The organism is Rhodococcus qingshengii JCM 15477 (genome assembly GCF_023221595.1).
GTDB classification, from domain to species: Bacteria; Actinomycetota; Actinomycetes; order Mycobacteriales; family Mycobacteriaceae; genus Rhodococcus_F; species Rhodococcus_F qingshengii.
Map to the genome: position 1 here is coordinate 2,663,098 of NZ_CP096563.1, position 22,996 is coordinate 2,686,093.

The following is a 22,996-nucleotide window of genomic DNA, read 5'->3' on the forward strand; positions in this document are numbered from 1 at the left end:
GTCTTGTGTCTGACTCCCCAACATCTGAAACCGCTTCGGCGAATGCCCCGGTAGCGACTCGAGTCATCGGGCTTGCCATCATCGTCCTGAGTGGTTTGCAGATGATGGTGGTGCTCGACGGTACTGTCGCGAACCTCGCTCTGGCGCCATTGCAGGCCGACCTCGGGCTGAGCGACAGCGGCCGCAACTGGGTGTTGACCTCCTACGCGCTTGCGTTTGGTGGGCTCATGCTCCTCGGTGGTCGGCTCGGCGACGCGTTCGGACGCAAGAAGATGTTCATCGCGGGAGTCTCGCTGTTCACGGTGGCGTCGTTGCTCTGTGGACTCGCCCTGAACGAGGGCATGTTGATCGCAGCGCGGGCGCTTCAAGGTGTCGGCGCAGCCGTGGCGTCGCCCACTGCCTTCGCCCTTGTTGCCACGACTTTCGCCGCGGGTCCGGCTCGTAATCAGGCCATCGCGATTTTTGCCGCCATGACGGGCGTCGGATCGATCGCCGGTCTGATCATCGGCGGCGCATTGACCGAGGTGTCGTGGCGTCTGATCTTCCTCATCAACGTCCCGATCGGCATCGCGCTCGTCGGCATGGCGTTCCGCGCCCTTCGCGAGACGAATCAGACGCGTCTGGCTTTGGATGTCCCCGGCGCGATCCTCGCGACCCTCGGTTGTACCGGTGTTGTTTTTGCTCTCACCGAAGGCCCGGAAATGGGATGGGGGAGCATCGCCGTCATCGGTGCATTGGCGGCCGGATTGGTCGCCCTCGCCGCCTTCCTCTTTGTCGAGCGAACTGCAGACAACCCGCTCTTGCCCTTCTCGTTGTTCGCCGATCGCAACCGTGTCGCGACGTTCCTCGCCATCTTCTTCGTCGGTGGCGCGATGTTCAGCATGACGGCCTTCGTCGCACTGTTCGTGCAGGACATCATGCAGTATTCGCCGTTGCGTGCCGGTATCGCGTTCATTCCGTTCGCGTTCGGATTGGGCGCCGCCGCTTCGGTTGCTTCCAAGCTCGCCGTGAAGGTTCAACCCCGCTGGCTGGTCCTCACCGGCGTCGTGATCATGATCGTCGGACTCCTCTACGGCTCTACTCTCGATTCCGACTCCACCTACCTGGCCAACTTGTTCGTGCCCGTGATCGGGATCGGATTCGGTATCGGCCTCGCGATGGTGCCCTTGCCACTGTGCGCGATCGCCGGTGTCCCGGAGACCGAGATCGGCCCGCTGACCGCAATCTCCCAAGTTGCCCAGACGCTCGGTGGACCATTGGCGCTGTCGGTGATCGGTGCAATGGCGACGTCCAAGACGCTCTCGCTCGGCGGCACTTCGGGCAAGGCAGCGGACATGAATCCGGCGCAATTGATCGCACTCGGAGAGGGGTACACCTTCGCACTTGTGGGCTGCGCGGTCTGCGCCGTGTTCGCCGGTATCGCGGCGCTGTGCATCAGGTTCACACCTTCTCAGGTAGCCCAGGCTCAGGCTGCGGAGAAGGCAGCTCAGGGAATCGCCTGATCAGTCCTGTTTTTCCGCTTCGCTAGCCGATACGATCGTTGCAGGACGTGCCGAGAGTCTCGACGGATCGGGGTGCCGTGATGCGGATCGCGGACATATTGCGAAACAAGGGCAACAGCATCGTCACGATCGACGCCCACACGACGGTCAACGGGCTGCTGTGCGATCTTGCCCGCCACAACATCGGAGCCATGGTGGTGGTCGACGACGACGCGGTGGTCGGCATCATCTCCGAACGCGATGTCGTTCGACGCCTGCACGAGCGTGGCCCGGACCTTCTCGGGATCCAGGTTTGCGAGGTCATGACCGCTCTGATGTACACGTGCGTTCCGGCAGACGCAGTGGACAGCATTGCCGCGATCATGACCGAGCGTCGAATCCGGCATCTGCCGGTGATCGAGGATGGCAACCTCCTCGGCATCGTCAGTATCGGCGACGTGGTGAAGAGCCGCATCGACGAGCTCAAGAGCGAACGCGATCAGCTCGAGTCGTACATCGATCAGGGCTGATCGATAGGTTGTCGCACGGTCACTACTCTCGTGTGATGGCCGCATTCCAGGAATCCACAGCAGACACGGTCACCATCGTGGCCGGCCTCGAGAGCACGTTCGCCGACGAACTCGGCGCTCTGACGGTGCCGTGGCAAGGTGCTGCCGCCCCTGACCCGCAGTTGCTCGTGGTGAACGAGCAGCTGGCTGCGTCGTTGAGATTGGACGTAGCAGCGCTGCGAAGTGTGGACGGGATCGGCGTCCTGTCCGGGTCGACGGTGCCGGTCGGGGCCACACCGGTGGCGATGGCGTATGCGGGTCATCAGTTCGGTGGGTACGCACCGATTCTCGGGGACGGTCGGGCGTTGTTACTCGGCGAACTCGTCAGCAGTGCCGGGCAGCGAGTGGACTTGCATCTGAAAGGCTCCGGGCGCACACCGTTCTCTCGGGGCGGCGACGGGTATGCGGTCGTAGGGCCGATGCTGCGCGAATATCTCGTCAGCGAGGCGATGAATGCCCTCGGTGTCCCCACTACACGCGCGCTGTCGGTGGTGGCGACGGGCCGAGACGTTCGCCGCAACGGCGCAGAACCCGGTGCCGTGCTTGCACGGATCGCGTCGAGTCACCTACGCGTTGGGACCTTCGAGTTCGCGGCCCGGCAGGGCGAGGTCTTGCAGCCGCTCACCGACTACGCGATCGCCCGGCACTACCCGGAGCTGACCGAACTTCCGTCAACGGGTACACACAATCGCTATCTGAGGTTCCTCGAGGCGGTCGTCGAGGCGCAGGCGTCACTGGTGGCGAGGTGGATGCTCATCGGTTTCGTGCACGGGGTCATGAACACCGACAACACGACAATTTCGGGAGAGACCATCGATTACGGTCCGTGCGCCTTCCTCGACGCATTCGATCCGGCGGCAGTGTTCAGCTCGATCGACCACGGGGGCCGCTATGCGTTCGGCAATCAGCCCGCTGTACTGAAGTGGAATCTGGCGCGCTTGGCAGAAACACTGTTGCCGCTGATCGATTCCGCACCCGACAATGCGATTTCCGCGGCGTCGGCAGTTCTCGAGACCTTCGACGAGCGCTACGAGGGACACTATGCGGCCGGTCTCGCGGCAAAGATCGGTCTGGCCCAGCCGTTTGTCGATCGGGCGCTCGTCGACGATCTGCTGACGTTGTTGGCGGAACACGGAGCTGATTGGACAGGCAGTTTCCGCGCACTCGCGGACGAATTGCGCGGAAATTCGGCGCCTCTCGACCAACTCGTGCCACGGGAGCACATCGCGCCCTGGTTGCAGCGGTGGCAGGGAGCCCTGACCGAAAACGGACAAGGGGCCGCGGAGACCGCGAGCGCGATGGATCGCGTCAACCCGCTGTACATTCCGCGTAATCATCGGCTCGACGCTGCCCTGCGCGCCGCGACCGACGGCGACCTCGCTCCATTCGAGAAGCTGCTGGAGGTTGTCACGCATCCATTCGACCGACGCGACGAGTGGGCTGACTACACCGAGGCGGCTCCGCGGTCTTTCAGCGAGACGTTCCAAACCTTCTGCGGCACTTGACAGACGAAGCCATCAATCCGTCAGGATGATCAGTTCACGCTCCGACGCGATTTCCACCCGCAGGCCGGCCTTCGACGCCACCCGCGCGACACCCTTGATATCGGTCGGTTCGGCGCGCGAGACCACCAGCGCACGGGCGAGCAGACCCTTGTGGTGCTTGTTGAAGTGACTGACCACCGTCCGGGTGCCGTCCGGCTTCTCGGTGAGGACCGTTGCGATCAAGGCGTCCGGAACAGGTCCGAGGTCTTGGTAGGTGCCGGATCGTAGATCGATGACAAGGCCGTCGGCTTCGGCGGCCAGGGCCTTCGGCAGCTCCGGCTTCCACAGCGAGCGCAGCGTCCCCATCCCCGGCAGCTTGGACCCGCCAGAGAGGCGGTAGGCGGGGATCAGATCTCCTGCGCGGACAGCACCGAACAGAGCGGAACCAATGGCGATCCGATCGAGCGCCTTCGCCTTCTGGGCGCGGGTGAACGACTTTGCGTCGAGGGCGTCGAAGAGCACGCCGGTGTAGCGCTGTAGTGCGGGCCGCGTCGCGGACACCCACAGCTTGGCATTGCGCTCCACTTCGTCTGCTTGCGTCGGGCCGAGCCCGAGCGCTTCGCACGACGCCTCGACGTCAGCGGCCAGATCGACCAGCGTCTGAACCAGCAATTCGCGCGTTTCGGTCAACTGGGGCATCGACAGTTCGGCCAGATCGAGGGGCGCATCCTTGCCGCCGTCGGACTTGGTTTCTGAGGGAGGCAGCAGTACAAGCACGCTGTAACCGTACCGAGGCCCGCTCGGCCGACTGCGGCGACTATCCTTACACCTCGTGATTACCCGTCTGTCCCACCTGTTCCTGCGTACCCTGCGTGACGATCCCTCGGACGCCGAAGTTGCCAGCCACAAACTGCTGGTTCGTGCCGGCTACGTGCGTCGTATCGCTCCAGGCGTCTACTCGTGGTTGCCGCTGGGATTGCGGGTGCTGCGCGAGGTAGAGCGTGTCGTCCGTGAAGAAATGAATGCAATTGGCGGACAGGAAATCCTGCTGCCTGCGCTGCTCCCGCGCGATCCCTACGAAGCGTCGAACCGCTGGACCGAGTACGGCCCCAACCTGTTCCGCCTCAAGGACCGCAAGGGCAACGACTACATGCTCGGCCCGACCCACGAGGAGCTCTTTGCTCTGACGGTCAAGGGTGAGTACAACTCCTACAAGGACTTCCCGGTCACCCTGTACCAGGTGCAGACCAAGTACCGCGACGAAGAGCGTCCGCGTGCCGGCATTCTGCGTGGCCGCGAGTTCCTCATGAAGGATTCCTACTCCTTCGACCTGACCGACGAAGGCCTGACGGAGTCGTACCAGGCGCATCGCGGTGCCTACGAGAAGATCTTCACGCGTCTGGGCGTCAAGTACGTCATCGTCTCGGCGACCTCCGGTGCGATGGGCGGCAGCGCGTCCGAGGAGTTCCTTGCCGAGAGCGAGATCGGCGAAGACACCTACGTGCGCTGCCTCGAATCCGGCTACGCCGCCAACGTCGAGGCCGTCAAGACTGTCGTTCCCGACTCGATTCCGTTTGACGGGCTGCCCGAAGCCAAGGTGTACGACACCGCGAACACACCCACCATCGACACCCTGGTGGACTGGGCGAACGGCGCTGATCTCGGCCGTACCGTGACCGCCGCCGACACTCTCAAGAACATCATGGTCAAGACCCGCCTGCCCGGCGGCGAATGGGAACTTCTCGGCATCGGCATCCCCGGCGACCGTGAGGTCGACGAAAAGCGCCTCGAGGCTTCGCTGGAGCCGGCCGAGTTCGTGATGATCACCGAGACCGACTTCAAGAACAACCCGTTCCTGGCCAAGGGTTATATCGGCCCGAAGGCGCTGCAGGCCAACGGAGTTCGCTACCTTGTCGACCCGCGCGTCGTCGACGGCACCAGCTGGATCACCGGCGCCGACGAAGACGGCAAGCACGTGGTCGGCCTCGTTGCCGGTCGCGACTTCACCCCTGACGGAACCATCGAAGCCGCCGAGGTTCGTGACGGCGACGCCTCTCCCGATGGAGCCGGCACGCTGGTCTCGGCTCGCGGTATCGAGATCGGGCACGTCTTCCAACTCGGCCGCAAGTACACCGACGTCTTCACCGTCGACGTCCTCGCCGAGAACGGCAAGCCCGTCCGCCCGACCATGGGTTCGTACGGCGTCGGCGTCTCGCGTCTGGTGGCCGTCATTGCCGAGCAGCACCATGACGAGAAGGGTCTGCGTTGGCCCGCTGAGGTCTCACCGGCCGACGTTTACCTCGTCATTGCGAACAAGGACGAGACCGCTCGCGAAGGCGCCGAAGGCCTCGCCGCGCAGCTCGACCGCGCGGGACTCGAAGTGATCCTCGACGACCGCAAGGCATCGCCGGGCGTGAAGTTCAAGGACTCCGAGCTGATCGGTGTTCCGCTGATCGTTGTCGTCGGCCGTGGTTGGGCCGACGGCAAGGTCGAGATTCGCGACCGCTTCACCGGCGAGAGCCGTGAGATCGACGCCAATTCAGCGATCGAGGAGATCATCGCCGCAGTTCGCGGCTGATTCGAATAGCTGTCCGGGCCGCCGCAGTCACCTTCCGAGGTGTCTGCGGCGGCCCTTCTTTTCTGCCACAATCGTGGCTATGGAACGCGAACCGGATTGGGCAGAAGTCGACGGCTATCTCGTTTCCACGTTGGTAGGTGAAGATCCGGTTCTCGACGCGGCACTCGCCGCCAATTCCGAGGCAGGTCTCCCGCCCATCGACGTGGCGCCGAACCAGGGCAAGCTCCTCAACCTTCTGGCGCGAATGTGCTTGGCGCGCAATGTTCTCGAGATCGGAACGCTCGGCGGATACAGCACGATCTGGCTCGCTCGCGCGGTCGGTCCCTCGGGCCAGGTCATCACGCTGGAATTCGATCCCACCCATGCGGATGTCGCTCGGGCGAATATCGAGCGTGCCGAACTGGCTGACCGTGTCGACATCCGCGTCGGCGCTGCGCTCGACAGTCTCCCGTTGATCGCGAAAGAAGAGTTGGGACCTTTCGACTTGGTCTTCATCGACGCCGACAAGGAGAACAACACCGAGTACGTGCGGTGGGCGTTGGCCCTTTCGCATCCCGGAACCGTCATCATCGTGGACAACGTGGTGCGTGGGGGACATGTGTCCAACCCGGATATCGACGACGAGCGCGTCAAAGCGAGTCGAGCGGTGTTGGAGATGATCGCGGCCGAGCCGAAACTCGACGGCACCGCCATTCAAACCGTGGGTTCGAAGGGATGGGACGGGTTTGCCGTTGCAGTAGTGAACGAGTGAGCGCAGACTCGAAGCGGTGAGGATGCTGGGGGCAGCAAAGGCGGCATGGCGATGGGTGCGCAGTGCTCCCGGTACCTACGTCTGGTTGCTGGCCCTGCTGTTCACCACGCTCTTCCTTCGGCATCTGCCCGACAATGTCGAGGAGCGTTTTCTCGGCAAGCGCTCGACCAATCTGCATCACCTGGCCGAAGACCCGCTGCGAGTCCTGTTCTCGAGTGCCTTCTGGCTCGAAGGTGGCGGTTGGTTGGGATACCTGGTTCTCTTCACCATCTTTCATGCAACGGCTGAGCGTTGGCTCGGGACGTGGCGGTGGCTGTGTGTTGTCGTCATCGCCCACGTCGGAGCCACGTACATCAGCGAAGGTGTTCTGTACGAAGGTATTCGGCACGGATACGTGGCGGAGTCGGCGGTCAACACTCTCGACGTGGGTGTGAGTTACGGTCTGGCCGGCGTCATGGGGATTCTGGTATATCGAATCGTCGATCCGTGGCGATACGTCTATCTCGCGGGGTTGCTGCTCTTCTATGGTGTACCTCTGATTTTCGCCACCAATTTCACCGCCATCGGCCACATGTCTGCGTTGTTGCTCGGGTTGGCGTGCTACCCGATCACGCGCGCTCGGGCCGGCACGTGGAATCCGATGGACCTGTGGCATTCGCGAAGAATCGCAGGTCTTCCATGAATCGCACCGCGGAAAGTTACCCGCTGGTAGTTTAGCGTCATCGACGAAAGGTAATGACGTGTCTGGCACCGATGGATTGCTCTTCAACCCCCATACTTACGACCCCGCTCAGTTCGATCCGGAGACCCGCCGTTTGCTGCGAGCCACCATCGAATGGTTCGAGAGCCGCGGTAAGAAGCAACTGCTTCAGGACGACCTCGACGCCGTGTGGGTCTCCGACTTTCTCGAATTCGTCGGCAAGGAGAAGTTGTTCGCGACGTTCCAGACTCCGGCGGCATTCGCCGACGGTGACGAGAACCGTCGTTGGGACGGTGCCCGCAACGCGGCCTTGAGTGAGATCTTCGGTTTTTACGGACTCGCTTACTGGTACGCCTGGCAGGTCACGATCCTCGGACTCGGACCGATCTGGATGAGTGACAACGACGCTGCGAAGAAGCGTGCAGCGCAGGAACTTGCCGACGGTGGTGTCATGGCGTTCGGGCTGTCCGAGCGCGACCACGGCGCCGACGTGTACTCCACCGACATGCTCCTCACTCCCACCGACGGCGACGTCGCCTTCCGCGCGAGCGGCGAGAAGTACTACATCGGAAACGGCAACGTAGCCGGAATGGTGTCTGTGTTCGGGCGTCGTACCGACGTCGAGGGCCCCGAAGGCTACGTGTTCTTTGTCGCCGACAGTGCACATCCGAACTATCAGCTAGTGGACAACGTCCTGCGCGGGCAGATGTATGTCAGCAATTTCCGCCTCGACGATTACCCGGTGCGCGAGGAAGACATTCTGCACACCGGCGTCGCCGCATTCGAGGCCGCGCTCAACACGGTCAACGTCGGAAAGTTCAACCTCTGCACCGGCTCCATCGGCATCACCGAGCATGCGTTCTTCGAGGCAATCACTCACGCGCAGAATCGAATTCTGTACGGCAATCCCGTCACGGATTTCGCCCACGTTCGCGCCGCCTTCGTCGACGCGTACTCACGTCTGATCGCGATGAAGCAGTTCAGTGCGCGGGCGGTCGACTACTTCCGCAGCGCCAGCCTCGAGGACCGTCGCTACCTGCTGTTCAATCCCATGACCAAGGCCAAGGTCACCTCCGAAGGTGAGAAGGTGGTCGGGTTGCTGCACGATGTGATCGCAGCCAAGGGATACGAGAAGTCCACGTACTTCCGCGAGGCAGCGCAGATGATCGGCACGCTGCCCAAGCTCGAGGGCACCGTCCACGTCAACGTCGGCCTGATTCTCAAGTTCTTGCCGAACTATCTGTTCAACTCGGCGCAGTTCCCGGAGATCGTCACGCGCGACGACGCCGCCGACGACGAGTTCTTCTGGAACCAGGGGCCTACCCGCGGCGCTGCGAAGATTCAGTTCCACGAGTGGAAGCCCCTCTACGAGAAGCACTCTTCGATTCCGAACGTCGCCCGTTTTTACGAGCAGGCGATCGCGCTCACCGAATTGCTCACTGCTGCAGCGCCGGACGCGCAGCAGCAGAAGGATCTCGATTTCATGCTCAACGTCGGGCACCTGTTCTCTCTCGTCGTCTACGGTCATCTGATTCTCGAACAGGCCGAGATCAGCGGGCTCGACGCCGACGTTGTCGATCAGATCTTCGACTTCCAGATTCGTGACTTCTCGGGATACGCGATCGCGCTGCACGGAAAGCCGTCGTCGACACCCGAGCAGCAGAAGTGGGCCCTGGCCGCGGTGCGGAAGCCTGTTGTCGACAGTGAACGCTTCGACCGGGTGTGGCAGCAGGTCAAGGCGTACGACGGTGCATACGAGATGCGCGCATGACCGCGCCGGTGACGCGCGAGCAGTTGATGGCCGTCGTGGAGGGATCCCCGAAAGCCGTCGGCGCGCATGACCGCTCGACCTGGGTGGCCCTGTTTGCCGGCGACGGACAGGTCAACGACCCTGTAGGTTCACGTCCGCACAACGGTCAGGCGGCGATCGAGAGTTTCTACGACACGTTCATCGCCCCCAATTCGATCACCTTCCATGTCGAGCGCGACATCGTGTGCGGCCGGACGGTGTGGCGCGATCTGAGCCTCGCTACCGAGATGTCGACCGGAGTCGTTCTCGACGTTCCGATGCACTTGCGCTACGACTTGGTGGGGGAGCCCGATTCCTTGCGGATCGGAACCCTCTACGCGCATTGGGAATTGGCGACGATGTTGAGCCAGCTCGCGACTGCTGGTGTGGCGGGGGTGAAGGCGGCCGCGAAGTTGACGCCGCAGTTGCTCTCGAACCAGGGGATCGGCGGGGCGCTCGGGTTCTCGCGCGGCATCTTCGGCGTCGGAGACAAAGGCAAGAAGGCAGCGTCGCGGTTCCTCGATGCGGCCGCTGTCGGCCGAACGCCGCCGGTACCCGTCGAGCTTCCGGCGGGGACGCAGTTGTCCAACGCTGATGTCAACGCTCTGCTCACCGGCGTGACGAAGAGCAAGATGCTGGTTGCCGGTCGCACCGTGACGGCGAGCGTCATCGTGTGCGGGGAACCGGCCATCGCATTATTCGGCTTCGAGGCGAGCGGTCATCGACTCAATCGGGTGCGTTTCTTCACCGAGAGCTGACATAGAGCCCTCCACATGCAGGTCAGGCTCGGCGCGCCACTCCGGCGCGCCGAGCCTTCGCTTTTCTGAGAATTGTCAGATCGCCCCGAGATCCGCAGACAGCCAGTGCTGCGGATTCATGTAGATCGCTACCTGTTCGCCCAACTGCGATCGCGCGAATTCGAGATACCCGTCGACCTTGTCCGGAGCCAGGTAACGCCGCGAGACTTCGACCAGCATCTCGTCGGTGCCCGGAACGATCTTGTCGACGGATCCGCTGACGCTGACGTAACGGATTGTCGGATCGAGCCTTTCGGCCATCAACGAGAAATGCCCGGCCGACTCTATGAGTCGTGCCTTTCGCGAATCCTTGCCCGTGAGGATCCATGGTTTGCCACCGGGTGAGTACAGGTACCAGATCGGGACGGTCAACGGACCGCGCTCGGTGCCGTCCGCCACGGACAGCGCCCCGATGTGGGGTTCGGCCAGGAACTGTTCACGCTCATTTTCGGAGAGTGCCATTCCTCGAGATTACCGCGACGTTTGACATGGCGTTGTGACTCCGTACACAATCGATGTGCTCATTATGAACAGGCGTTCGCAATGCGAACACGTTTCGATCCGAACTACTGGATCCCAACCGGTCGCGAACGCCCACAAGCAGTGAATGTCGAGGATCCGATGACCGCACCGCATACGCAGTCGAGTTCAATCACCGGTTCGCCTGGGGCGCGTGCCGCAATGTGGGTAGCACCGTTGTGTTGGATCGCTGTGCTTCTGGACGGATTCGACCTGGTCGTACTCGGCGCGGTCATTCCTTCGCTTCTCGACTACGACGCGTGGGGTTTGAGTACCGGCACGATCACGATGATCTCGACCTTCGGGCTCATCGGCATGACCATCGGCGCCCTCGTCATCGGCACTCTCACCGACGTCATCGGTCGACGCCGCGCGCTGCTGTACGCCGTTGCCGCATTCTCGATTCTGACTCTGTTGTGCGCAATTGCGCCCAATCCGTTCATCTTCGGGCTGCTGCGCTTCTTTGCCGGTGTGGGGCTGGGTGGCGCCCTACCGACGGCATTGGCTCTGGTCAACGAATTCTCGAAGAAACAAGGCGGTGGATCTGCGTCGACCATGCTGATGACCGGCTACCACGTCGGCGCCGTTGCCACCGCAGCGCTGGCGCTCGTCGTGATCGAACCTTTCGGTTGGCGAGCGATGTTCGTTGTCGGCGCACTTCCTGCCGTCGCCCTGATTCCACTCATGTTGCGGTATCTGCCGGAATCCCCGTCGTACCTTCTCGCTCACGGAAAGCGTGCCGAAGCCGAGGAAATCGCTGCCCGTTACGGAGTCGAACTCGAGATTGCGCCCACGTCCGAAGTTGAGCGCGCCGAAGCCGCCAATCCCGTTCGCGCACTGTTCTCTTCGAAGTTCCTGCGCAACAGCATCGCCATCTGGATCACCAGTTTCATGGGCTTGCTGCTCGTCTACGGATTGAACACATGGCTTCCGACGATCATGCGTGAGGCCGGTTACAACCTCGGGGCGTCGTTGACGTTCCTTCTGATCCTCAATGCCGGCGCCGTCGTCGGACTCTTGATCGCCGGGGGCGTCGCGAACAAGATCGGCCCGCGGACTGCAGCCATCGTGTGGTTCGCCGGAGCTGCACTGTTCCTGGCGCTTCTGAGTGTGAAGGTGTCGTTCGGAATCTACGTGATGGTCTTCCTCGCCGGATGCTTCGTGTTCAGTGCGCAGGTACTGGTCTACGCCTTCACGAGCGCCAATCACCCACCTCAGATTCGCGCGACCGCGCTCGGATGGTCGGCAGGTGTCGGCCGGGTCGGTGCGATCTGTGGCCCGATCCTGGGCGGAGTCCTCCTGGGCGCGGGTTACGCCGTGCCGTGGGGCTTCTACGCTTTCGCGCTCGTCGGACTGCTCGGAGCAATTTCTATCTCCTGCACACGGGTGCGCACCTGAAATACCAGTTTCGCTGGTTGGCGTGCTGCTGCTATCGTAAAACATGAGTATGAAGAGTAGCGCTATCGTCGCGCCGCAGGCACCGCTACCGATGCCATCGTCTCGATCCGGTTTGTGGTGGGGCTTGCTCGGTGTGCTGGCGTTCTCGTTCACCGTTCCGCTCACGCGGGTCGCCGTCGCGGATCTCGACCCCCTGTTCGTCGGCGCGGGCCGCGCCGTCGTTGCCGGGGCCCTTGCGATTGTGATGCTGTCGGTTACTCGCGCGACGCTTCCGACGCTTCGGCAGTGGTTGCGCATCGCACTCGTGACTGTTGGTGCGGTACTGGGGTTTTCACTGTTCACCACGTTTGCGTTGCAGACATCGCCGGCGAGTCACGCGGCAGTCGTGATCGGGCTACTTCCCGCTGCGACCGCGGTATTTGCGGTCGTCCGAGGAAAAGAGCGTCCCAGTAAGGGATTCTGGTGGGCAAGCGCCGCCGGCGCGGTATCGGTCGTAGGGTTCGTGGCGATTGCAAACGGCGGACTCGGCTCGTTTCATCTCGCTGATCTTCTTCTGTTCGCCGCGGTTGTGTGTGCAGCGCTGGCATATTCGGAAGGTGCGTTGCTGGCCCGCGAGATCGGGTCGTGGCAGACGATTGCCTGGGCATTGATTCTCGGACTGCCGGTCACGATTGCGTTGACGGTGGCGTCCATGGCCCAGGCTCCGGTCTCTGCCGATGTGAATTCGTGGCTTTCGTTTGCCTACCTGGGATGCGTGAGTATGTTTCTCGGGTTCTTTCCTTGGTACCGGGGTCTGGCGATCGGTCCCATTTCCACTGTGAGCCAAACACAGTTGGTTCAACCGGTGCTCAGCATTGCCTGGTCGGCGCTGATACTCGGTGAGACGTTGTCGCCCTCGATCGTGGCCGGCGGTGTCGTCGTCATCGGGTGTGCCTGGCTTGCCCTGAAGGCGCGAGTGGCAGCGCCGCGTGCTGTGCCGGCACGCGACGCGACCACTGCTACTGATGAATCAGAAAAGCGGGCCGCCACCGAAGGCACTGCGGTGTGACGCCGGTTGTTTCCCGTTGGCGTCGGTGATTCCGTACTCGACGGCCGTCTCGGCGGTGATCAGTGTGTGACCGCTGCGCGCGTTCACTTCTGGATCGTTGGCCAATGCAGTGATGACTTGGCCGACGAATTCCGGGGTTTCGGCCTCGGCCAGTGAGAAGCCTTCGAAGCTCTCGATCCCACTCGCCTCCATCCGCTCGTTGCGGATCAACCCGAGCCAGAAGGAAAGTGCGGTGACGCCGGTCCCCTTCAATTCGACAGCCATGTCCGCGGCCATCTTGTCCAAACCTGCCTTCGACATCCCGTACAGCACAGAGTGCAGGTACCCGCGGGTGCCGAACGACGAGATGTTGCCGATCACTCCACTGCCCCGGGGAACCATCAACTTCGCCGCTTCCACCGAAGCAACGTAGTGGGCGCGCAGTCCGATTCCGATCAGCGAATCCCAATCGTCGATCGGCCTCTTCCAGAACGGATCGGCGAAGCCTGCATAACCCGCCGGGTTTGCCCAGACGTTGTTGACCAGAAGATCGAGGCGGCCTGACTGTTCCTCGGCGATGCGTGCAAACAGGTCGACGATCTGTTGATCGTCGGCGTGATCGCACTGCACGGCAATGCCGTGACCACCGCGCTCGGTGATCTCGGCTGCGGTGCGATCGAGTGGGCCGTCGTCGCCGACGGTTCCTCGGGCCGTCACGTACACCGTCCATCCGTCGCTTCCCAGCGCGAGGGCAATGCCCTTGCCGACGCTCCGGCTGGCACCGGTTACGAGCGCAACTTTTCCGTTCGTCGTCATCGCGGCCCACCCAACGAACCCTCGGCGATGTCAGCGTCCGGAGAAAGGGGAGTGGTGATCGACCACGTCTCCGTGAAATGGCATTGACTCATTTTCCACATACCGTCCTCGATCACGTACTTGTCGTCGTATTCGCCGGTCATCAACTTCTCGGTGCGCCCGACGGTGTCGATCTGGCGGAACTGCAGAGCCCATCGCCCCACCGCCGACGTCTCCGAGGTCAGTGTGATGTCGGGATGCAATCCGTGATGCATGTCGAGGACCGCGTACCGGCCGTCGACCTTGCGAAGAGCGATCTTCTCGAAGATGTCCGCCATCGGCCCCGCGTCGTCGAAGGCGCCGAGGCGGCCGTAGTCGATCGACGCTCCGGAACGGATGAAGCTGTTGCGGAACCCAACTGGATCCTTGGCATCACATGCTCGCCAGTAGCCGTGCTTGAGCTTCTTGATTTCCTCGATCTGTTCGAGCGCGTCGAGGCGTTGTGCGAGATCCAACGTCGGTCCTTTTCGTCTGGGTTTCCCGGAGACATGTCGGATCGACTGTAGGGTGTCCTCAGTCACATGTGTGTAGTTTTTCCCAGTGACCGGTCAGGAATCGGTGTCGGTTTCGCTCGAGGATTCGTCGCCGGTGAGCGTGATCGCAGTCGAGTCGCTGAAGACGCTGCCCCAGAGCTCGCCGAGGGCTGGATCTTCTTCGGCGTGTTCGGGCGCCATCATTGCGAGCAGATTGTTGATCAGCATCCCGTTCGCGATGAACAAACGCGCTTGCTCGGGTGTGCAACCGGTGCGCTCGCGCAGCAAGGTGTAGATGCCGGACATGGCGTTCCGGGAGACGGCGGCGACATCATCGGTGCTGGTGGCGAAGCCGTGCAGCATGACAAGCAGTAGATCTCGGTCGAGAACCAGCTCGCCGTAGGCGGATCCGAGTTCGGCCCAGAACTGCGGATTGCTCGGATCGATCGTGACCGTATCCAATTTGTCGTTGAAGGTGCGGACGATTTCGTCGAGCGCGCGCGTGAACACTGCGTGGAACAAATCTGCCTTGGTTCCGAACATGCGCACGACGTAGGGCTGCGAGACACCGGCTTCCTTGGCGACGGCGTCCGTACTGGTCCCCGAGTATCCACCCTTTGCGAATGCTCGCGTTGCCGCGGCAAGGACCAACGCGCGACGTTCCGGTGCGCTCATCCTGCGGGTACGTGGTTCAGCTGCACCGATCGACATGTTGACACGTTATCACCGGATAGCTTAGTTTCGACTTAAGTAATCATTCGATGCCTTAAGGCACCTTCACTCGAGGAATCACGATGACCGTTTTGACGAAGTCCGGATCGGACGCCGCATCCGGGTCGGAAAGCAGTGGAGGACGTAAGGTTCCGATCGCGATAGCGATGGTTGCTGCCTCTCTGCCCATGTTCATGGCCACCCTCGACAACCTCGTGATGACGAGCGCGCTGCCGGTGATCGAGAAGGAGCTGAATGCGTCCGTCGGGCAACTTCAGTGGTTCATGAATGCGTACACGCTCTGCTTTGCGACGCTGATGCTTTCGGCGACGACGCTCGGCGATCGGTGGGGGCGCCGCAAGATGTTCGTGTTCGGGATCGGGCTGTTCACGGCGGCGTCGATTGCTTCGGCGTTGTCGACGACACCGAGCCTGCTCATCGCGGCCCGAGCCTTTCAGGGCGCCGGCGCTGCCGCGATCATGCCGCTCTCACTCACTCTCCTCGTGGCAGCGGTACCGGAAGCCAAGCGTGCCATGGCAATCGGCGTGTGGGGTGGCGTCTCCGGCCTGGGGATCGCGATGGGTCCCGTGGTCGGTGGAGCGGTAGTCGACGGGTTCTCGTGGCAGGGCATCTTCTGGATAAACGTGCCGGTTGCGATCGTCGCTGTTCCTCTCGCGTTGTACGCGCTGCGCGAATCGACCGGTCGCACACAGCCTCTCGACCTTCCCGGTGTCGCACTCGCCGGACTCGGTGTGTTCCTGGCGGTGTGGGGGATCGTTCACGGCAACGACGACGGCTGGGGATCGCTTGGAGTAGTTGCGTCGTTGGTCGGGTCCGCAGTCGCGTTGGCACTGTTCGTTCTTCGCGAGATGAAGACCTCGCATCCGGTGATGCCCCTACGTCTGTTCCGTTCACGCAGCTTCTCGATGGCGAACGTCATCGGCTTGACCTTCTCGATCGGAATCTTCGGGGCGGTGTTCCTGCTCTCGCAGTACCTCCAGATCGTGATGGGCTACAGCCCGTTCCAAGCAGGCCTGCGGACGCTTCCGTGGACGGCAGCGCCGATGATCTTCGCGCCTCTCGCCGGTTTTCTGGCGCCGAAGGTCGGGCTCCGTTCGCTTCTGCTGACCGGTCTGTTGCTCCAGGCCGGAGCATTGTTCTGGTTGGCAGCGTTGATCGGTCCCGACGTGACGTACGGGTCGCTGGTTCCGGCTCTACTGATGGCGGGCATCGGCATGGGCCTGACCTTCGCGCCGAGCTCGACGGCGGTACTCGTCGACATGGACGAGCCTGATCACGGAACGGCCAGTTCGACCAACTCGACGCTTCGTGAGATCGGTGTTGCACTGGGAATCGCGGTTCTCACTGCAGTCTTCCTTGCCGCCGGCGGTGCCCTCACGCCACTCGGTTACGGAGATGCGCTGACACCTGCACTGCGCGTCGGCGGTTGCTTCGTATTGGTTGCGGTTGTCGCGGCGTGGTTCGTGCCCTCGCATCGCAAGGCCTGAGCACTGCTGTGCGCCTTTATTAACCGCCGGGGGTTAATAAAGGCGCACAGCAGTTACGAAGCCGGGTCCCCCGGGAACGCTGAGGTGGCCGGAGCGGTTCCCAGCGCGGACCGCCATCCGGCGCCGCGGATTGCCGCATCGGTCAGGCCGTCGATTCCGAATGTGCGGAGTTGGTCGGTATCGACCTGTTCGACGAATGCCCGGTAGGTCACGGCGGTGTCGGATTCGATCTGTGCTGCCAGTTGTGCCGCGGTAACGGCGTCCGTCACCGGAAACGGGATCTCGTACGCTGCCGCGGCTGTCGGCGGGGTCACGCCCGCGTCGGTCGACAGGGCAACCAGCGCATCACGTCGTGCGCGGTGCGCTGCTGTGTGCGTGGCAACCTCGTTGACACGGGCAGGATTCGAAAACGCGGCAACCACTCCGTAAGCGAAGATCGCGGCATTCTCTGATTCGATTGCGGTCAGCAAGGCAGAACTCTCGGATCGACGGGTGTGCGAAGTGATCACGGAAGCAACACCGCAACCTGAGTCGAGCACGACGCGCTGATCGAACCGAGCAGGCCCGCGCGATAGCCGGACATCGTCCGAGCGAGATCCGCGGCACTGCGCGCCGAATCGGCCAGCGAGGTACTCAAGGTTTCGACGCCCGTAGGAGCGTTTGCGACCGAGGTCGACGGGGGCGCTGTGGTCGCAGAGGCGCCGCTGCCCGCTGCTCGCGCAATCTCGGCGTCGAGTTCGAGTGCATGCGCTGTGCGTTCGGCGCTGATCGTGGTCAGTGATGCCGACTTGTCCGGCGCGAGAGCGATGGCGGCGGTTGCGGCTGCCGCGTCGGAGCGGGCTCGATCGGCTTGGGCCGTCAGCTGGTCGACTTCTGCAGCCGCCTCCGCTGTGCCGTTGTCGGTGCAGGCGGACAACGAGAAGGCCGCAGCGCCCAACGCTGCTGCGGTTCCCGTCATCTTGAGCGCACTCCGCCGGGAGAGTGGGGTAGTAGTCATGGGCGTCAGCACCAGTCCATCGTGCCAGGTGGTCGGCCGATCGTTCGAATCCGCGTGACGTGTTCAAGTGTGACGTGCGTCGGGCACTCTGGTCACGGAGACGCGCAATGAGCGGTACTCTTGGATGCTTGCAGCATGTGGCACCTGGTGTCTTTTCATGCTCGCAGCCGCCCACGTCGACAGTCGACACAAGTCGGACAATCGACGACAACTGAAATGAGGAGTTCGCGAGATGCCGGTGCCATCCAGGGAGAGGGTGATCGAGCTGATCTCCGAACTCGTGCACGCCCAGGGTTACGACGTCGAAGACGTTGTCGTGACCAGTGCGGGCAAGCACAGCGCGGTGCGCATCATGGTCGACAGCGATGCCGGGATCGAGCTCGATGCCGCCGCGGAGATCAGCAGACTCGTTTCGGAACTTTTCGACACCCTCGAGGAAATCGGTGAAACGCCGTACACCCTCGAGGTGACCTCTCCGGGAATCGATCGCCCACTGACGCTCGATCGTCACTGGCGTCGGGCTCGCGGACGTAAAGCGCGAATCGATCTGGCCGGCGAGACCGTGGTGGGCCGTATCGGAACGTTGAACGGCGATTCCGTGGCAGTTGTCATCGGTGGCCGTGGCGGACTGACCGTGCGCGAGATTGCACTGGGCGACGTTCAAAAGGCTGTAGTTCAGGTGGAGTTCTCGAAGCCCAGTGAGGCGGAGTTGGAACTCGCGGGCGGCATCCCGGAGGGGCGCGCAGTTCCTTCGGATGCGGTTGACCTCACCGAGGACTCGGGCGTGGACAGTGTCGAAGACGACGAAGCAGAATTAGAAGACGTAGAAAACGAAGAAGGGTTCGACAAGTGAATATCGACATTGCAGCGTTGCGAGCGATCGAAGCCGAAAAAGGTGTCTCGATCGAAACTGTGATCGCCACGATCCAGACCGCGCTGCTGACGGCGTACCGCCACACCGAGGGGCACAAGCAGAACGCTCGGATCGATGTCAACATCAAGACCGGTTCGGTGCGAGTGATGGCGCACGACACCGATGCCGACGGCAACATGATCGGTGAGGAGTGGGACGACACTCCCGAGGGATTCGGACGCATCGCGGCCACCACCGCGCGCCAGGTCATCCTGCAGCGTCTGCGCGACGCCGAGCACGAGCGCAGTTTCGGTGAGTTCTCGACCCATGAGGGTGAAATCGTCGGCGGTGTCATTCAGCGTGACACGCGTGCGAATTCCCGCGGAATGGTCGTCGTCCGAATCGGCAGCGAATCCAATGGCGCCGAAGGATTGTTGCCGCCTGCAGAACAGGTTCCCGGCGAGAACTACGAGCACGGTGAGCGCATCAAGTGCTATGTCGTCGGGGTTGCTCGCGGAGCCCGCGGCCCACAGATCACCCTCTCGCGGACCCACCCGAACCTGGTTCGCAAGTTGTTCGCACTCGAGGTTCCAGAGATTGCGGACGGCAGCGTCGAGATCATCAACGTCGCGCGCGAAGCGGGGCATCGTTCCAAGATCGCCGTCGCCTCACGTGTGCAGGGGCTCAACGCAAAGGGTGCATGCATCGGCCCGATGGGTCAGCGCGTCCGCAACGTCATGAGCGAACTCGCGGGGGAGAAGATCGACATCATCGACTTCGACGAAGATCCCGCGACGTTTGTGGGCAACGCACTTTCCCCGTCGAAAGTGGTCTCCGTCACTGTCGTCGATCCCGAGGCTCGTGCGGCCCGTGTCATCGTGCCCGATTTCCAGCTTTCGTTGGCCATCGGAAAAGAGGGTCAAAATGCCCGCCTGGCTGCGCGGTTGACGGGTTGGCGTATCGACATTCGTAGCGATGCGGCACCCGTTGGCGACGCGTCCGACCGGCCCGCCACGTCCAACGGATAACGGTGGAATGCAGTGATCGAGACGGTTCGGCGGTAGAGTGGACAATGGTTCGACGTGAGTCCTCGGATTCGGCGCGCGTGAAACCCGGTTCGCCGGTAAGAACGTGTGTGGGATGCAGGGAACAAGGGTCGGCTGTCGATCTGTTGAGGGTCGTGGTTGGTGAGCAGGGGCCGGAGGGTTCCCCGCTCGTCCCCGACGTATCGCGAAGACTCCCCGGTCGAGGTGCATGGCTGCACCTGGATCCGAGTTGTCTGAGCCTGGCAGAGCGGCGCCGAGCATTCAGCAGAGCACTGCGAGTGTCCGGAAATCTGGACACGTCCGCTGTCGACCAGCTGGTCGACGCAGTTCACACAAAAGCAGTACCTCTCGAGAAGAACAGGCACAAGCACTCATGAGCACACCGTGAAGCACCAACGATGAACGTCCATCGGCGATAACCCGAGGTCGTGCGGGACCCACATCTGTGGGATGCCTCCTGCTCGACCTCATCAGTGAGGAGAGCAGTGGCAGGCAAGGCCCGCGTGCACGAGTTGGCTAAAGAACTCGGTGTCACCAGCAAGGAACTACTCGCAACGCTCAAGGAGCAAGGCGAGTTCGTGAAGTCTGCGTCATCCACAGTGGAGGCGCCCGTCGCCCGTCGTCTGCGGGAGTCATTCCCGTCGGCAGGCGGAGCAGAAACCAAGTCCGAGACCGGCGCAGCCGCTCCGGCGGCTCGCCCCGCGGCAAAGCCCGGCGCACCGTCGCCGTCGGCTGCAAAGCCTGGCGCACCGCGTCCCGGCCCCAAGCCGGCCGCACCCGCACCGGCTGCTCCCGCAGCTCCGGCCCCGGCAGCCCCCGCGGCTCCCGCAGCCGCTGCTCCGGCAGCACCGTCAGCGCCGTCAGCGCCGGTCCCCACCCCGACGTTCAACGCTCCGAAACCAGCACAGCCGGCACGTCCGGCTCCGGCTGCTCCCGCAGCGTCGGCACCGGCAGCCCCCGCGGCTCCGGCCGCACCGTCCACCGGCGCAAAGCCCGGCGGACCGCGTCCGGGACCGAAGGCACCTCGCGTCGGTAACAACCCGTACTCCTCGGCACCCGCCGAGCGTCCGGCACCTCGTCCGGCTCCCGGCGCACCGCGTCCGGGCGCAGGTCAGGGCGGTTCTCGTCCGGCTCCGGGTCAGGGCGGTCCCCGTCCGGCTCCCGGTCAGGGTGGACCTCGTCCGGCTCCGGGTCAGGGCGGTCCCCGTCCGGCTCCCGGTCAGGGTGGACCCCGTCCGCCTGCAGGTCAGGGCGGACCCCGTCCCAGCCCCGGCTCCATGCCTCCTCGCCCGAACCCGGGTGCAATGCCTGCTCGTTCCGCTCGTCCCGCGCCCGGTGGCGGCGGACGTCCGGGTCGTCCCGGTGGCGCTCCCGGTGGTCGTCCGGGTGGCGGCGGCGGTGGATACCGCGGTGGCGGCGCTCCCGGCGCCGGTGCTGGTGCAGGTGCTCCCGGTGGAGCAGCTCCGGCCGGTGGATTCCGCGGTCGTCCCGGCGGCGGTGGCCGTCCCGGTCAGCGCGGCGCAGCGGCAGGTGCATTCGGTCGTCCCGGCGGAGCAGTTCGCCGTGGACGTAAGTCGAAGCGGGCGAAGCGCGCCGAGTACGAAAGCATGCAGGCTCCCGCAGTCGGCGGCGTCAGGCTGCCACGCGGCAACGGCGAGACCATCCGTCTCGCTCGCGGCGCATCTCTGTCGGACTTCGCGGACAAGATCGACGCGAACCCCGCAGCACTCGTGCAGGCGTTGTTCAACCTCGGTGAGATGGTCACGGCAACTCAGTCGGTCAACGACGAGACGCTGGAGCTGCTCGGCGGCGAAATGAACTACGTCGTGCAGGTCGTCAGCCCGGAGGACGAGGATCGCGAGCTGCTCGACAGCTTCGACCTCACCTACGGCGAGGACGCCGGCGGAGAAGAGGACCTTGAGTCCCGTCCGCCTGTGGTCACCGTCATGGGCCACGTCGACCACGGTAAGACCCGTCTGCTCGACGTGATCCGTAAGGCGAATGTCCGTGAGGGCGAAGCCGGCGGCATCACGCAGCACATCGGTGCCTACCAGGTGCTGACCGAGCTCGAGGGCAACGAGCGTCTCGTGACGTTCATCGACACCCCCGGTCACGAGGCCTTCACGGCCATGCGTGCCCGTGGTGCCAAGGCCACCGACCTCGCGATCCTTGTTGTCGCAGCCGACGACGGCGTCATGCCGCAGACGGTGGAAGCGATCAACCACGCCCAGGCGGCCGACGTGCCGATCGTGGTCGCGGTGAACAAGATCGACAAGGAAGGCGCGAACCCGGACAAGATCCGGCAGCAGCTCACCGAGTACGGACTGGTGGCCGAGGAATACGGCGGAGACACCATGTTCGTCGACATCTCGGCGAAGCAGGGTCTCAACATCGACGCACTGCTCGAAGCAGTGCTGTTGACGGCCGACGCTTCCCTGGATCTGCGCGCCAACCCGGACATGGACGCGCAGGGTGTTGCCATCGAGGCGCACCTCGACCGTGGCCGCGGCCCCGTCGCTACCGTGCTCATTCAGCGCGGAACGCTGCGGGTCGGCGACTCGATCGTTGCCGGCGATGCTTACGGCCGCGTCCGCCGCATGGTGGACGAGCACGGTCAGGACGTCCACGAGGCACTGCCTTCACGTCCGGTCCAGGTCATCGGCTTCACGTCGGTCCCCGGTGCAGGCGACAACCTGCTCGTGGTCGACGAGGACCGTATCGCTCGTCAGATCGCGGACCGTCGCAACGCACGTAAGCGCAACGCGCTTGCAGCGAAGAGTCGTAAGCGCATTAGCCTCGACGATCTCGATGCAGCTCTGAAGGAACATTCACAGCTGAACTTGATCCTCAAGGGTGACAACTCGGGAACCGTGGAGGCCCTCGAAGAGGCTCTCCTCGGAATTCCGATCGACGACGAGGTGCAGTTGCGCGTCATCGACCGCGGTGTCGGTGGCATCACGGAGACCAACGTCAACCTGGCTGCTGCGTCCAACGCGATCATCATCGGCTTCAACGTCCGCGCCGAAGGCAAGGCAACGGAGCTGGCGAACCGCGAGGGCGTCGACATTCGCTACTACTCGGTGATCTACCAGGCCATCGACGAGGTCGAAAAGGCACTCAAGGGTCTGCTCAAGCCGGTGTACGAAGAGGTCGAGCTGGGCAAGGCAGAGATCCGCGCCATGTTCCGTTCGTCCAAGATCGGCAACATTGCCGGTTGCTTGGTCACGTCGGGCAGCATCCGTCGCAACGCCAAGGCACGTCTCATCCGCGACAGCAAGGTCATCGCCGAGACGGTCACCATCTCCTCGCTCAAGCGGGAGAAGGAAGACGCTACCGAGGTTCGCGAAGGCTACGAATGTGGTTTGACCGTCACCTATTCCGATATCAAGATCGGTGACGTTCTCGAGTGCTACGAGCTTCGCGAGAAGCCGCGCGACTGATTATGTCGACACGGGCGTTG

At 63.2% G+C, this 22,996-nt stretch carries 22 protein-coding genes; 15 read left to right on the forward strand and 7 right to left on the reverse strand.

All coding sequences use genetic code 11. The features are described 5' to 3' along the window. Positions 1–5: 5 nt before the first annotated feature. The 3 genes from M0639_RS12275 (at position 6) to M0639_RS12285 (ending at position 3,555) form a co-directional block, all read left to right on the forward strand. Entirely contained in the window at positions 6–1,502 is a 1,497-nt protein-coding gene (locus M0639_RS12275; RefSeq protein ID WP_003942680.1) for an MFS transporter, read from the forward strand. 80 nt (positions 1,503–1,582) lie between these two features. Then, the gene (locus tag M0639_RS12280) at positions 1,583–2,011 is read left to right on the forward strand and encodes a CBS domain-containing protein (RefSeq protein ID WP_003942785.1); all 429 of its coding nucleotides are present in this window, start codon (positions 1,583–1,585) and stop codon (positions 2,009–2,011) included. Positions 2,012–2,046: 35 nt separating this feature from the next. Beyond that, positions 2,047–3,555: a protein adenylyltransferase SelO gene (locus M0639_RS12285; protein ID WP_058038651.1), complete on the forward strand. Its 1,509-nt coding sequence runs from the start codon at positions 2,047–2,049 to the stop codon at positions 3,553–3,555. A gap of 12 nt (positions 3,556–3,567) precedes the next feature. On the opposite strand, the gene yaaA is transcribed toward M0639_RS12285, so the two are convergent. Then, positions 3,568–4,311 (reverse strand): peroxide stress protein YaaA, encoded by a 744-nt coding sequence (yaaA, locus tag M0639_RS12290; protein ID WP_007735009.1) that lies wholly within the window; start codon positions 4,309–4,311, stop codon positions 3,568–3,570. A gap of 55 nt (positions 4,312–4,366) precedes the next feature. On the opposite strand from yaaA, the gene M0639_RS12295 reads away from it, so the two are divergent. The 5 genes from M0639_RS12295 to M0639_RS12315 all read left to right on the forward strand — a co-directional run bounded on the left by M0639_RS12295 (position 4,367) and on the right by M0639_RS12315 (position 10,110). Continuing rightward, positions 4,367–6,112 carry a proline--tRNA ligase gene (locus M0639_RS12295; protein ID WP_042450750.1) on the forward strand — a complete coding sequence of 582 codons (1,746 nt, stop codon included), beginning with the start codon at positions 4,367–4,369 and terminating at the stop codon, positions 6,110–6,112. Positions 6,113–6,191: 79 nt separating this feature from the next. Continuing rightward, positions 6,192–6,863, forward strand: coding sequence for an O-methyltransferase (locus M0639_RS12300; protein WP_042450748.1), 672 nt, complete (start codon positions 6,192–6,194; stop codon positions 6,861–6,863). Positions 6,864–6,885: 22 nt separating this feature from the next. After that, positions 6,886–7,545, forward strand: a complete 660-nt coding sequence (locus M0639_RS12305; protein WP_003942804.1) for a rhomboid-like protein — start codon at positions 6,886–6,888, stop codon at positions 7,543–7,545. A gap of 58 nt (positions 7,546–7,603) precedes the next feature. Further along, positions 7,604–9,334, forward strand: a complete 1,731-nt coding sequence (locus M0639_RS12310) for an acyl-CoA dehydrogenase family protein (protein WP_064073683.1) — start codon at positions 7,604–7,606, stop codon at positions 9,332–9,334. Next, entirely contained in the window at positions 9,331–10,110 is a 780-nt protein-coding gene (locus M0639_RS12315) for a nuclear transport factor 2 family protein (RefSeq protein ID WP_030535621.1), read from the forward strand. Before M0639_RS12310 ends, M0639_RS12315 begins: the two co-directional genes overlap by 4 nt. 75 nt (positions 10,111–10,185) lie before the next feature. Here the strand turns inward: M0639_RS12315 and M0639_RS12320 are convergent, their stop codons facing one another. Next, entirely contained in the window at positions 10,186–10,611 is a 426-nt protein-coding gene (locus M0639_RS12320; RefSeq protein ID WP_003942732.1) for a pyridoxamine 5'-phosphate oxidase family protein, read from the reverse strand. 159 nt (positions 10,612–10,770) lie between these two features. Here M0639_RS12320 and M0639_RS12325 point away from each other — a divergent pair, with 159 nt between their 5' ends. Beyond that, a complete protein-coding gene (locus M0639_RS12325) occupies positions 10,771–12,066 on the forward strand; it encodes an MFS transporter (protein ID WP_039973469.1) in 1,296 nt (431 codons plus the stop codon). Positions 12,067–12,157: 91 nt separating this feature from the next. Then, a complete protein-coding gene (locus M0639_RS12330; RefSeq protein WP_007735024.1) occupies positions 12,158–13,114 on the forward strand; it encodes a DMT family transporter in 957 nt (318 codons plus the stop codon). On the opposite strand, the gene M0639_RS12335 is transcribed toward M0639_RS12330, so the two are convergent. The 3 genes from M0639_RS12335 to M0639_RS12345 all read right to left on the reverse strand — a co-directional run bounded on the left by M0639_RS12335 (position 13,076) and on the right by M0639_RS12345 (position 15,132). After that, on the reverse strand, positions 13,076–13,909 hold the full coding sequence (locus M0639_RS12335) for an SDR family NAD(P)-dependent oxidoreductase (RefSeq protein ID WP_003942723.1): 834 nt from the start codon (positions 13,907–13,909) through the stop codon (positions 13,076–13,078). The genes M0639_RS12330 and M0639_RS12335 overlap by 39 nt on opposite strands. Continuing rightward, positions 13,906–14,403 carry a nuclear transport factor 2 family protein gene (locus tag M0639_RS12340; RefSeq protein ID WP_007735030.1) on the reverse strand — a complete coding sequence of 166 codons (498 nt, stop codon included), beginning with the start codon at positions 14,401–14,403 and terminating at the stop codon, positions 13,906–13,908. Before M0639_RS12340 ends, M0639_RS12335 begins: the two co-directional genes overlap by 4 nt. A gap of 93 nt (positions 14,404–14,496) precedes the next feature. Then, entirely contained in the window at positions 14,497–15,132 is a 636-nt protein-coding gene (locus tag M0639_RS12345) for a TetR/AcrR family transcriptional regulator (RefSeq protein WP_003942694.1), read from the reverse strand. Between the two features lie 83 nt (positions 15,133–15,215). Here M0639_RS12345 and M0639_RS12350 point away from each other — a divergent pair, with 83 nt between their 5' ends. Further along, complete coding sequence (locus M0639_RS12350) at positions 15,216–16,640, forward strand: MFS transporter (protein WP_064073682.1); 1,425 nt, start codon at positions 15,216–15,218, stop codon at positions 16,638–16,640. A gap of 53 nt (positions 16,641–16,693) precedes the next feature. On the opposite strand, the gene M0639_RS12355 is transcribed toward M0639_RS12350, so the two are convergent. Beyond that, positions 16,694–17,149 (reverse strand): ferritin-like domain-containing protein, encoded by a 456-nt coding sequence (locus tag M0639_RS12355; RefSeq protein ID WP_080726667.1) that lies wholly within the window; start codon positions 17,147–17,149, stop codon positions 16,694–16,696. Next, complete coding sequence (locus M0639_RS12360; protein ID WP_007735037.1) at positions 17,146–17,598, reverse strand: hypothetical protein; 453 nt, start codon at positions 17,596–17,598, stop codon at positions 17,146–17,148. The genes M0639_RS12355 and M0639_RS12360 overlap by 4 nt, the downstream gene beginning before the upstream one ends. Before the next feature lie 271 nt (positions 17,599–17,869). Here M0639_RS12360 and rimP point away from each other — a divergent pair, with 271 nt between their 5' ends. The 4 genes from rimP (at position 17,870) to infB (ending at position 22,976) form a co-directional block, all read left to right on the forward strand. Next, positions 17,870–18,490: a ribosome maturation factor RimP gene (gene rimP / locus M0639_RS12365; RefSeq protein WP_064073681.1), complete on the forward strand. Its 621-nt coding sequence runs from the start codon at positions 17,870–17,872 to the stop codon at positions 18,488–18,490. Next, positions 18,487–19,518, forward strand: coding sequence for a transcription termination factor NusA (nusA, locus tag M0639_RS12370; protein ID WP_003942738.1), 1,032 nt, complete (start codon positions 18,487–18,489; stop codon positions 19,516–19,518). Before rimP ends, nusA begins: the two co-directional genes overlap by 4 nt. A 44-nt stretch (positions 19,519–19,562) precedes the next feature. Further along, positions 19,563–19,913, forward strand: a complete 351-nt coding sequence (locus tag M0639_RS12375; RefSeq protein ID WP_019748063.1) for a YlxR family protein — start codon at positions 19,563–19,565, stop codon at positions 19,911–19,913. Positions 19,914–20,021: 108 nt separating this feature from the next. Beyond that, positions 20,022–22,976 carry a translation initiation factor IF-2 gene (gene infB, locus M0639_RS12380; protein ID WP_058038656.1) on the forward strand — a complete coding sequence of 985 codons (2,955 nt, stop codon included), beginning with the start codon at positions 20,022–20,024 and terminating at the stop codon, positions 22,974–22,976. Positions 22,977–22,996 lie beyond the last annotated feature (20 nt).

Bases quoted from the DNA above. Each gene is read 5' to 3' on its own strand.
- rimP (WP_064073681.1), top strand. From the start codon at position 17,870: ATGCCGGTGCCATCCAGGGAGAGGGTGATCGAGCTGATCTCCGAACTC.
- M0639_RS12300 (WP_042450748.1), top strand. From the start codon at position 6,192: ATGGAACGCGAACCGGATTGGGCAGAAGTCGACGGCTATCTCGTTTCC.
- M0639_RS12330 (WP_007735024.1), top strand. From the start codon at position 12,158: ATGCCATCGTCTCGATCCGGTTTGTGGTGGGGCTTGCTCGGTGTGCTG.
- M0639_RS12285 (WP_058038651.1), top strand. From the start codon at position 2,047: ATGGCCGCATTCCAGGAATCCACAGCAGACACGGTCACCATCGTGGCC.
- M0639_RS12305 (WP_003942804.1), top strand. From the start codon at position 6,886: ATGCTGGGGGCAGCAAAGGCGGCATGGCGATGGGTGCGCAGTGCTCCC.
- M0639_RS12345 (WP_003942694.1), bottom strand. From the start codon at position 15,132: ATGTCGATCGGTGCAGCTGAACCACGTACCCGCAGGATGAGCGCACCG.
- M0639_RS12280 (WP_003942785.1), top strand. From the start codon at position 1,583: ATGCGGATCGCGGACATATTGCGAAACAAGGGCAACAGCATCGTCACG.
- M0639_RS12325 (WP_039973469.1), top strand. From the start codon at position 10,771: ATGACCGCACCGCATACGCAGTCGAGTTCAATCACCGGTTCGCCTGGG.
- M0639_RS12350 (WP_064073682.1), top strand. From the start codon at position 15,216: ATGACCGTTTTGACGAAGTCCGGATCGGACGCCGCATCCGGGTCGGAA.
- M0639_RS12335 (WP_003942723.1), bottom strand. From the start codon at position 13,909: ATGACGACGAACGGAAAAGTTGCGCTCGTAACCGGTGCCAGCCGGAGC.
- M0639_RS12315 (WP_030535621.1), top strand. From the start codon at position 9,331: ATGACCGCGCCGGTGACGCGCGAGCAGTTGATGGCCGTCGTGGAGGGA.
- M0639_RS12360 (WP_007735037.1), bottom strand. From the start codon at position 17,598: ATGACGGGAACCGCAGCAGCGTTGGGCGCTGCGGCCTTCTCGTTGTCC.
- M0639_RS12320 (WP_003942732.1), bottom strand. From the start codon at position 10,611: ATGGCACTCTCCGAAAATGAGCGTGAACAGTTCCTGGCCGAACCCCAC.
- M0639_RS12375 (WP_019748063.1), top strand. From the start codon at position 19,563: ATGGTTCGACGTGAGTCCTCGGATTCGGCGCGCGTGAAACCCGGTTCG.